Origin of the sequence: Kineococcus gypseus (assembly GCF_050871305.1) — a bacterium.
GTDB classification, from domain to species: Bacteria; Actinomycetota; Actinomycetes; order Actinomycetales; family Kineococcaceae; genus Kineococcus; species Kineococcus gypseus.
The window spans coordinates 1-8,988 of sequence record NZ_JBJLRD010000087.1; the positions used below are offsets into that span (position 1 = coordinate 1).

9 protein-coding genes, 1 pseudogene and 1 riboswitch are annotated in these 8,988 nt (G+C 77.5%); of the genes and pseudogenes, 1 reads left to right on the forward strand and 9 read right to left on the reverse strand.

Annotation, left to right across the window (positions count from 1 at the left end):
- The 4 genes and pseudogenes from ACRYMN_RS20160 to ACRYMN_RS20175 all read right to left on the reverse strand — a co-directional run.
- Window positions 1-265: pseudogene (locus tag ACRYMN_RS20160) on the reverse strand (alpha-N-arabinofuranosidase); the annotation flags it as partial.
- Window positions 266-586: 321 nt separating this feature from the next.
- Window positions 587-1,831, reverse strand: coding sequence for a glycoside hydrolase family 62 protein (locus ACRYMN_RS20165; RefSeq protein WP_432499083.1), 1,245 nt, complete (start codon window positions 1,829-1,831; stop codon window positions 587-589).
- 231 nt (window positions 1,832-2,062) lie between these two features.
- Window positions 2,063-2,869: a class II glutamine amidotransferase gene (locus tag ACRYMN_RS20170; RefSeq protein WP_432499085.1), complete on the reverse strand. Its 807-nt coding sequence runs from the start codon at window positions 2,867-2,869 to the stop codon at window positions 2,063-2,065.
- A 109-nt stretch (window positions 2,870-2,978) separates the two neighbouring features.
- Window positions 2,979-3,818 (reverse strand): PhzF family phenazine biosynthesis protein, encoded by an 840-nt coding sequence (locus tag ACRYMN_RS20175; RefSeq protein ID WP_432499088.1) that lies wholly within the window; start codon window positions 3,816-3,818, stop codon window positions 2,979-2,981.
- A gap of 58 nt (window positions 3,819-3,876) precedes the next feature.
- Here ACRYMN_RS20175 and ACRYMN_RS20180 point away from each other — a divergent pair, with 58 nt between their 5' ends.
- Entirely contained in the window at window positions 3,877-4,518 is a 642-nt protein-coding gene (locus ACRYMN_RS20180) for a TrmH family RNA methyltransferase (RefSeq protein ID WP_432499091.1), read from the forward strand.
- A gap of 16 nt (window positions 4,519-4,534) precedes the next feature.
- Here the strand turns inward: ACRYMN_RS20180 and ACRYMN_RS20185 are convergent, their stop codons facing one another.
- The 5 genes from ACRYMN_RS20185 to ACRYMN_RS20205 form a co-directional block, all read right to left on the reverse strand.
- Window positions 4,535-5,338 carry a hypothetical protein gene (locus ACRYMN_RS20185; RefSeq protein WP_432499094.1) on the reverse strand — a complete coding sequence of 268 codons (804 nt, stop codon included), beginning with the start codon at window positions 5,336-5,338 and terminating at the stop codon, window positions 4,535-4,537.
- An 87-nt stretch (window positions 5,339-5,425) separates the two neighbouring features.
- Window positions 5,426-6,043: a DUF1349 domain-containing protein gene (locus ACRYMN_RS20190; protein WP_432499097.1), complete on the reverse strand. Its 618-nt coding sequence runs from the start codon at window positions 6,041-6,043 to the stop codon at window positions 5,426-5,428.
- A 46-nt stretch (window positions 6,044-6,089) separates the two neighbouring features.
- Window positions 6,090-6,632 carry a GNAT family N-acetyltransferase gene (locus ACRYMN_RS20195; protein WP_432499099.1) on the reverse strand — a complete coding sequence of 181 codons (543 nt, stop codon included), beginning with the start codon at window positions 6,630-6,632 and terminating at the stop codon, window positions 6,090-6,092.
- Between the two features lie 85 nt (window positions 6,633-6,717).
- Window positions 6,718-7,443, reverse strand: a complete 726-nt coding sequence (locus ACRYMN_RS20200) for a LysM peptidoglycan-binding domain-containing protein (protein WP_432499102.1) — start codon at window positions 7,441-7,443, stop codon at window positions 6,718-6,720.
- Window positions 7,441-7,568: riboswitch (cyclic di-AMP (ydaO/yuaA leader) on the reverse strand. Its footprint overlaps the gene before it by 3 nt.
- Window positions 7,569-7,824: 256 nt before the next feature.
- Window positions 7,825-8,604: a lysophospholipid acyltransferase family protein gene (locus ACRYMN_RS20205; protein ID WP_432499105.1), complete on the reverse strand. Its 780-nt coding sequence runs from the start codon at window positions 8,602-8,604 to the stop codon at window positions 7,825-7,827.
- Between the last annotated feature and the right edge of the window lie 384 nt (window positions 8,605-8,988).

An 8,988-nucleotide genomic window follows, 5' to 3' on the forward strand; every position in this document is an offset into this window, starting at 1 on the left:
TGGGCCGCTGCTCGCGCGGGCCGATGCCGTCCCGCCAGTGGTAGGTGTCCGCGAAGCAGCCCCCCGGCCAGCGCAGGTTCGGGATCTGAAGCGCCCGCAGCGCCGCGACCACGTCCGAGCGGATCCCGCCCACGTTGGCGATCTCGGAGTCCTGCCCCACCCAGAACCCGCCGTAGATGCACCGGCCCAGGTGCTCGGCGAAGTGCCCGTACAGGTGCCGGCTGATCCGCGCCCCCGGCAGGTCCACGTCGACGACGCCCTGCACGCGCGTGGTGGTCGTGCGCTGCTGCGCGGTGGTGGTGGCGGTGCCGGGCACCGCTTCGTCGATGGACACGGGACTCCTCGCTGAGCTGGTCGGCCGTCAACGGCGCGACCGGCGGGCGCTGTCGCCGGGCTCGTGCCGGCGGCGGCTCCGTCGGCGCGCCACCGCTGTCCCGGGGGAGCAGCGGGTCCCGAGTGTATCGAGAGCTCGAGTGTATCGATATGTACCGCAGGCGGGCTGCCGCTGTCGAGGAGGTCGCCGGCAGTTCACCGCCCGTCGCGGCGAGCGGGCGCGCCGCCCCGACCGCCGCGACGGGGCGCCGCGTCAGCGCGGCCCGTGGCCGCCGTGGCCGCCCCGGTTCCAGCCGCCCCAGCCGCCGCGCGGGTGCTCGGGGCGCTCGGGGCGGCACAGCCGGCTGACCGGGTTCTCCGTGTCGGCCGTCAGCAGACCCAGGCGGTAGGGCAGCTGGGCGTAGTCGCCGCCGGCGGCCGGGTCGAGCCCCTGGTACAGGAAGCGCATCGGCTCGCAGGGGTCGATGGTCGGTTCCTGGTCGACGTTGGAGCGGATCAGCTCGCCGTGCGAGATGTCCTGCGTCCACGGCGTGCCGGTGAAGGAGACGTTGTTCGAGCGGGCGTAGGGCCGCTCCTCGGAGTCGGCCAGCGGCTCCCACTCCCCGTCGATGCTCGGGCTCGTCCACGAGCGGAACCAGCGGCGCCCGTCCGTGCCGATCGCCTCGTGCAGCAGCAGGTACTTCCCCGTGCCCTCGATGCGGTAGACGTTGCTCGCCTCGAACAGCCGGTTCTGGTCCGGGTCGGACAGCGCGATGACGGTGGGCTCGTCGTCGTAGCCGTTCGGGAAGTCCTCGAGGTCCGTCTCCGAGCGGTACAGGTGCCCGTTGTCGTCGGAGGAGAACAGGTAGCACTTGTCGTCGTCGCAGACGTTCCAGAAGTCCAGCCAGTACCCGTCGCCGATGTTCTCCTGGACGATGTCGGGCATGTCCGCGTAGAAGTGCTGCGGGGCGCTCCACGACAGCGGGTCGGAGATGTCCGCGGTGGTGGAGTAGGCGCCGTTGCCGTCCTGGTAGACGAGGTACCACAACCCCTGCGGCTCGAAGAAGAACACCTGCGGGGCGGCGCGGTAGCCGGGCCCGATCGGCGAGGCGTCCAGGTGGTGCAGGGGGGCGGTGGAGGCTTGCGACCAGTCGGTGAAGCTGGTCTGGACCATGTTCCAGCCGTCCGGCGTGGAGATCGTCGCGAAGACGTGGTACGTGCCGTCGACCTCGACGATCGTGGGGTCCTTGACGGAGTAGACCGTGCGGTCGTCCGAGCGCGGGTTGTCCGGGGAGATCAGCGGGCCGGTCGAGGTCCAGTGGAAGTCGGTGCGGGTGCCGCGGCGGGCGCCGTCGGCGTGCGCGGCGTCGGCCGAGGCGGACACCGCTGCGGACGGCGGTGCGGACGGCGGTGCGGACGCCTGAGCGGCGCCGGTGGAGACGACGAGGGCCGAGGCCGTGGCGGCGGCGGCCAGCACCGCGGCGGCGGTGCGGCGGGTCCTGCTCGCAGAGGGGTTCACGTGCGCTCCTTCGCGCTCGGCGGCCGGAGGGCCGGCCGCTGGTGGCTCAGCGGGCCGCGCGCCCGCTGCAGCGGCGCCGGGGGGCGCGTGCACGGGGAGGGCTGCGGGCGCTCCGGGTGTATCGATAGAAACAACACCCCGGGTGCCTGTCAAGCGCACGCAGTGCGAGTGCGCTGCGCCGTGCGGGGACGCGCCGGGCGTGGCCGGGCGGGGCCGGGCGCGCCGCGGCGCTCAGACGAGCGCCGCGGCGCCCAGCTCCTGCACCCGCACCTGGAGGGTGTCCAGCGCCACCGTGGTCACCGACGCCGGCGGCAGCGGTGTGAAGCCGCTGGTGTCGATGCCCGCGGAGGTGAAGACCACCGCGCCGTCCGGGCGGCGCAGCCAGCTCATCCGGTAGTAGCCCTCGTCGTGGTCGCGCGGCAGCTGCGCCGGGCTCAGGCCCGAGGCGCACAGGTCCGCCAGCGGCACCGGGGAGGACTCGCTGGCGTGCACGACGACGAGCTCGTCGGCGCTGAGCAGCACCGCGTTCAGGCTCGCGGCGGGGAACTCCTCGCGCAGCCGCGCCGTCGCCAGCGCCGCCGCGGTCGGCAGGTCGGCGCCCTCGTCGCGGTGGCGCAGCACCAGCGCGAAGATCCGCTCGCTGTCGGTGGTGCCGCGCACCCGGGCCAGGTGCGGCGCCCCCACCAGCTCCTCCAGCCGGCGCACGTCCGGCACCGCGCCGTTGTGGGCGAAGGCGACGCCCTCGTGCAGGAACGGGTGGCTGTTCTCGTGCCCGACAGACATCCCCGAGGTGGCCAGGCGCAGGTGCACCAGCCGCGCGGTGCTCGCCCGCCCCGCCAGCGCCCCGGCGCCGTGCCGCGAGCGCTGCACGGGCAGCGCGTCGCGCACCCGGTGCACCTCGCCGTCACCGACCCAGGCGGTGCCCCAGCCGTCGGCGTGCAGGCCCGACAGGCCGCGGAAGGCCGCCAGGCGCTCGGCCCCCAGGGCGTCGGCGAGCGTGGTGGGCCGCGGGGCGGCGAGGGCGAGGAGCCGGCACACGAGGACCTCCGGGGACGAGCGGACCGGTCCCAGGGCATCGGCGCCGGCGCCCCGGTGCTGAACCCTCGCACACCCGTGCGGGTGCGCGGCAGGGGTGCGGCGCGGTGCGTCAGAGGTGCGCGGTGCCGCTGAGGCAGGTGGTGCTCTCGCCGCCCACCCGTACCCGTCCGTCCACGGTGCGCACCCGCACCACCCCGGCCCGCCCCACCCGCGCGCCCTGGATCGCGGTGTAGTCCGGCGGCAGCGCCCCCGTGCCGGTCAGCCACTGCGCCAGCCCGGCGTTCAGGCTGCCGGTGACCGGGTCCTCGGGCACCCCCAGCTCGGGGACGAAGGCGCGCACCTCCACCGCGTGCTCCGAGCCGGCCGGGTGCGTCCCCACCAGCCCCAGCGGCAGGTCGCCCAGCGCGCGCGCGTCGACCTCCGCCTCCAGCACCCGCTGCGCCGACGCCAGCCGCACCGCCGCCCAGCCGGGCCCGTTGTCCACCCACTGGTGGTCCACGACGTCCTCGCGCGCGGCGCCCAGCGCGCGCACCACCCGCTCGAGCACCTCCTCCTCCAGCGGCCCGGTGCGCACCAGCGGCGGCGCCTCGAAGCTGAGCGCGCCCGCGTCGCGGTGCACCGGCACCAGTCCCGCGGCGCACTCCTGCACCACGACGTCACCGCCGCGCGGGCGCCCGCCCGACTCCAGCCAGGCGTGCGCCGAGCCCAGCGTGGGGTGCCCGGCGAACGGCAGCTCCCCGCCGGGGGTGAAGATGCGCAGCAGGTAGTCCGCCGCCGGGTCGCGCGGCGGCAGCACGAACGTCGTCTCCGAGAGGTTCGTCCACGCCGCGAAGCGCTGCATCTCCTCGGCGTCCAGGTCCTCGGCGTCCAGCACGACGGCCACCGGGTTGCCCCGGTAGGGCACCGCGGAGAAGACGTCGACCTGCGCGAACGGGCGGGGGCGGGGCACGGGCACTCCTCGTCGGGGCGGCACGGGGCGGCACGGGGCGGGCTGACAGGATGGCGCCGTGGCGGGCGAGCAGGGGGGAAGCGCGCCGGAGCGCGTCGTCGGGGTCGGCCCGTGGCAGGGCCCGTGGCCGCAGGACCCGCGCTACGACCCCGAGCTGCTGCGCGAGGGCGACCGCCGCAACGTCGTGGACGCCTACCGCTACTGGTCCAACGCCGCGATCGTCGCCGACCTCGACACCCGCCGGAACCCGCTGCACGTGGCGGTGGAGAACTGGCAGCACGATGCGAACATCGGCTCGGTGGTGCGCACCGCCAACGCCGCCAACGCCGCCGGCGCCCACGTGGTGGGCCACAAGCGCTGGAACCGGCGCGGCGCCATGGTCACCGACCGCTACCTGCACGTGCACCACCACGCCGACGTCGCCGCGCTGGCGGACTGGGCCGCGCAGCGCGGCCTGCCGCTGGTGGGTGTCGACAACGTCGAGGGCTCGGTGCCGCTGGAGACGTACGACCTGCCGCGCGGCTGCGTGCTCCTGTTCGGCCAGGAGGGCCCGGGCCTGACGGAGGAGGCGCTGGCGCGCTGCGCGGACGTCCTCGCCATCGCGCAGTTCGGCTCGACGCGCTCGATCAACGTCGGCGCCGCGGCGGCGGTGGCCGTGCACGCCTGGGTGCGCCGGCACGTCTTCGGCCAGCGGCCCTGAGGCGCGGGGCGCCCGGCTACCCGCGCGGTGCTCCCGGGCCCCGGCGCAGCAGGTCGCCCGTGCGGCGGGCCGCCTCGCGGATGCCGGCCCGCTCGTCCAGCCAGCCGCCGGCGACGCCGACCACGGGCAGCTTGCCGAGGGTGCGGGTCAGCAGGTTCCCGCGCGGTCGCTCCTCCAGCAACTGGTGCAGCTCGAAGAAGGCGCGGCCCAGGCGCCACAAGGTGCCCGCGGCCCGGCGGGCGCCGGCGCTGAGCGTCGCGGCGCGGCCGCCGTCACCCTCGCCGAGTTCCTCGTCGGCCCCGGTGGCCAGGTGCTCCTCGGCCTCGCCGGGCGTGGGCACGTGCTCCGCGCCGGCGAGCGGTTCGGCGGCGGGCAGGTGGCGGTCGAAGAGGACCTGCGCCAGCAGCGGCACCCAGTCCGCCGGGGCGGTGCGCCCGTGCTCGCGGGCCGTGGCGCACACCGCCAGCCCGGCCGCCGAGGCGCCCAGGGCGGCCTGCAGGGGGACGCGGTCGGCCAGGGCCCCGGCGAGGCGGGGCGCGGCGGCGGCCAGGCCGGCGCTGATGCCGATGCGGGTGACCCACCAGTCCACGCGCCGGTCGAGGGGCTGCTCCCCCCACCGCGCCGAGGCGGGGGTGGTCTCGCCCAGGGCCCGGTCCCGCAGGGCGTCCAGGGCCCGCGCGGGGAAGGGGGCGGTCGGGGGCGGGTCCTCGTCGAGGCCGAGCCAGCGCTGCGGGTCGCTCAGGACGCGTTCGACCATCGCGGCGTACGCGCCCAGGGCGCGGGTGATCTGCGCGTCGCTGACGGCGGGGCTGCCGGCCATGTCCTCCCCCTCTTCACGGACGGTGCGTGGACCAGACCCTGGCGCAGATCGGTGCGCGACGCGCGTCGTCCGCGGGCCGCCCCCCGCTCAGCTGCCGTCGCGCAGGTCCGCCGGCACGGTCGTGGACAGCACGACGTCGCTGAAGGTGCTCGTGCACGGCGTCGCGCCCGGCGCCTGCGCGAGCAGCCCGGCGCGCACGGGGGCGCCCCCGCGCTCGTCGAGGCGGAAGACGCGTACCAGGTGCCAGGTGGTGCCGTCGGTGGAGTGGTGGAAGGCGTGCGCCCGACCGGTGCGCACGATCCGCAGGTGCACCTCGTCGCCGTCGACCACCACGCAGTTCGCGTCGTCGGAGGTGCCGCGGGTGACCACCGAGACGATCGTGGCCCGCCCCTGCGGGGAGCGCTCGAAGCACAGCTTGGCGTAGTGCCGCTCGTCCTGGTGCAGCACGAGCACGGCCGCGTCGAAGGTGTCGGCGAAGGCGACGCGCACGCGCGCGGAGAGGCTGTAGTCGCCCTCGGGCGGGGTGAGCAGCAGCGCCGCGGCGCTGAGGTCGACCGCCTCGCCCAGCGGGTCGTTGAACCAGTCCGTGCCCGCCCGGGCGGTGATCGAGAGCCGGCCGCGCGCCTCGTCGTGCTCCACGGCGGCGGGCTCGCCGTGCCAGGTCAGCGGCGGCAGGCCCGGCAGGGACGGCGGGGTGGGGGGCACGCGGGCTCCTTCGGCGGTCGGACGGCTCGGCAGCACCCTAGGGCGCTCACCACACGTCGCCGTCGCGCCAGTCGCACACCAGCGGCGCGGTGACGTCCCACGCCCCGGCGGGGTCGTGCACGTGCAGGCAGCCGTCGTCGTCGGGGGTGGGGCGCGGCCCGTCGGGGGCCAGCACGCCGGAGGGGCCCAGCCACGGGCGCCAGCCGCGCTGCCGGTACAGCAGCGCGCCCTCCTCGGAGGCGCCGAGGAAGGCGCCCTCGTGGGCGCGCGCGGCCAGGCCCTCCACCACGCCCATCAGCGCCGAGCCCAGGCCGCGGCGCTGGTGGGCGGGGTCCACGGCGACCGCCTCGACGTACCCGGCGCGCACCCACCGCCCGGCGACCAGCAGGGAGCGCTGCACCAGGGCGGCGTGCCCGGTCAGCCGGCCGTCGAGCACGGCCAGCACGTGCAGGCCGCCCAGGGCGTGGCGCACGTCCTCGTCGTCGAGGTCGCCGGCGAAGGCCTCGTCCAGCAGCGCGCGCACCTCGCGCAGGCGCTGCGCGCCCAGGTGGGCGGTGGGGGTGACGCTCAGCTCGTCCGGGACGGCCACGCCCCCAGGGTGCTCCCCGGGCCCGGGCGCGCGACAGCCCCCGGGCGCGGGGCGCCGGGGGCTGTCGCGGGGGTGCGGGCGCGCGTCAGGGCAGGACGAGCACCGTGCCCACGACGATGCGCGCGGGGTCGTCGCCGATGATCCCGCGGTTGACGTCGTGCAGGACGCGGTAGCCGCCGACCACGCCGTTGTTCACGGCGATGCGGTACAGCGTCTCGCCCGGCGCGACGGTGTGGGTGCGCGCGGCCGGGGCGGGCGGCGGCGCCGGGGCGAACTGCACGACCGGGGCCGGAGCCGGAGCGGGGGCCGGGGCGGGGGCCGGGGGAGCGGGCGGCGGCGGCACGGCCAGCGGCGGGGCCATCACGGGCGCCGGGGCCGGCGCCGGGGCGGGCGCCGGGCGCAGCAGGGCCTGCTCGACGCCCACCGGGTCCGCCAGGCCGCGCAGGCCCAGCTTGCGCGAGCAGGACGGCCAGGCGCGCCAGCCCTGCTGGGCGAGCACGCGCTCGGCGGTGACGATCTGCTGCTCGCGGGTGGCCAGGTCGGCGCGCGGGGCGAACTGCCCGCCGCCGAACCCGGTCCAGGTGCGCGGGCTGAACTGCAGGCCGCCGTAGTAGCCGTTGCCGGTGTTGATGTTCCAGCGGCCGCCGGACTCGCACTGGGCGAGGCGGTCCCACTCCTCCAGGGGAGCGGCGGAGGCGCCGGAGGCCGGGGTGAGCACCGCGGCGGCGGCGGCACCGGCGGCGGCGGTGGTCAGCAGGGCGCGGCGCAGGGTGCGCAGGCGCGCGGGGGCAGGGCGGGACGACGCGGGCATCGAGACCTCCAACGCCTGCGAGGTCAGCTGTCGGGTTCGGGTCGAAGGTTGTTGACCCGGCCGCCTCTCGGCGGCTTCACCCCGAGGACCCCTGCCGCGCGGTGCGCGGTGGGCGTCCGAGGAACCATGGGTCCCCCGCTCCTGCCCGTAGATCACTGTTCCGGCGCGGAGCGGGCAGGACTCGGCGTGTCCCCGCGACGGGCCCCCGAGGTGTCGGGAGCCCGCCGACCGTAACAAGAGCGGAGCCGGACGTACACCGTCCCGTCATCCGGGTGGTGCCGCGGGCCCGGCGTCCCGCCACCGGGCGCGGCCGACTGTGACGCACTTCACGCCCGCGCGGCGTCCGCGTCGCGCCCCGGCGCGCCGGCGGGGGGAGGGGGCTCAGCTGTTGGCGAGCAGCTTGGCCACGGCCTCCTCGATGCGCGGGGTGAAGTCCCCGGCGCGCTCGCCCGGACGACCGTGCAGCGGCTCGCCGAAGGTCACGCTGATGCGCGGGCGACCCCGCGAGGGCCAGTTCTGCCGCGGCGGCATCGCCTCGTAGGTGCCGCGGAGCGCCACCGGCACCACGGGCACGCCCCCCTCCAGCGCCAGGTAGGCCGCGCCCTTCTTGAAGGGGCGCATCTCCCCGGTGTAGCTGCGCCCGCCCTCGGGGAAGATCACCAGGCTCCAGCCGTCCGCGAGCAGCTGCGAGGACGTGTTCGCGCCCCGGCCGCCGCGCCGGTCCAGCGGGAAGGTGCCGATGACCAGCCCCGAGGGCGCCGAGCGCCACCAGACGTCGAAGAAGTAGTCCGCCGCCGCGGCCACCGCCACCCGCCGCCGCCGCCGCGGGCCCAGCGCGTCCAGCAGCACCGGGGTGTCCAGGTGCGAGGAGTGGTTGGCCACGATCACCGCCGGGCCCCCCAGGGCGTCCAGCGCCTCCACCCCGCGCACCTCGATGCGCAGCTCCGCGCGCATCAGCGGGGTCAGCAGCACCCGCTGCAGGCCCGAGCGCACCGCGGACGCCGGCCGCGAGCGCACCCAGTCGTTGCGGTGCACCTTGCGGGTGCCGCCCGGCCCCGAGGGTCCTCCCGCCCCCCCGGCGCCGCCGCCGGCGCGCCGGCGCGCCAGCGGGAAGGCCCGCGCCAGCCGGGCGGGACCGTCCTCACCCATCAGCATCGTCATGGGGTGACCTCCTCGCGCACGGCTCCGGGCGCGTTCGGCGTTCGTGACGGGCGCACCCCGGCATCTTCCCACGACGGGCGCCCACCGCCCGGCGGCACCGCGCCCGGCCGCTGCCCCCGGGCGGGGGGCGGCCGGTGCGCCGGACCGCCCGTTGCCGCGCAGTGCCGATCAGTGCCGACCGGTGCCGCGCGTCAGTCGGTGCCGGCGAGCACCTGCTGCGGCACCCGCAGCCGCCGCGCCGGCGAGGACGCCGCCCACTCGGCCACCGGCCAGCGGGGGGGGGGGGGGGGGGGGGGGGGCGGGGGGGGGGGGGGGGGGGGGGGGGGGGGGGGGGCGGGGGGCGGGCGCGGCCCGGCCGGGGGGGGGGGTGGGGGGGGGGGGGGG

What these genes read in the sequence shown, in the direction of transcription:
- ACRYMN_RS20205 (WP_432499105.1), bottom strand. Translation starts at nt 8,604, where the DNA reads ATGACGATGCTGATGGGTGAGGACGGTCCCGCCCGGCTGGCGCGGGCC.
- ACRYMN_RS20200 (WP_432499102.1), bottom strand. Translation starts at nt 7,443, where the DNA reads ATGCCCGCGTCGTCCCGCCCTGCCCCCGCGCGCCTGCGCACCCTGCGC.
- ACRYMN_RS20185 (WP_432499094.1), bottom strand. Translation starts at nt 5,338, where the DNA reads ATGGCCGGCAGCCCCGCCGTCAGCGACGCGCAGATCACCCGCGCCCTG.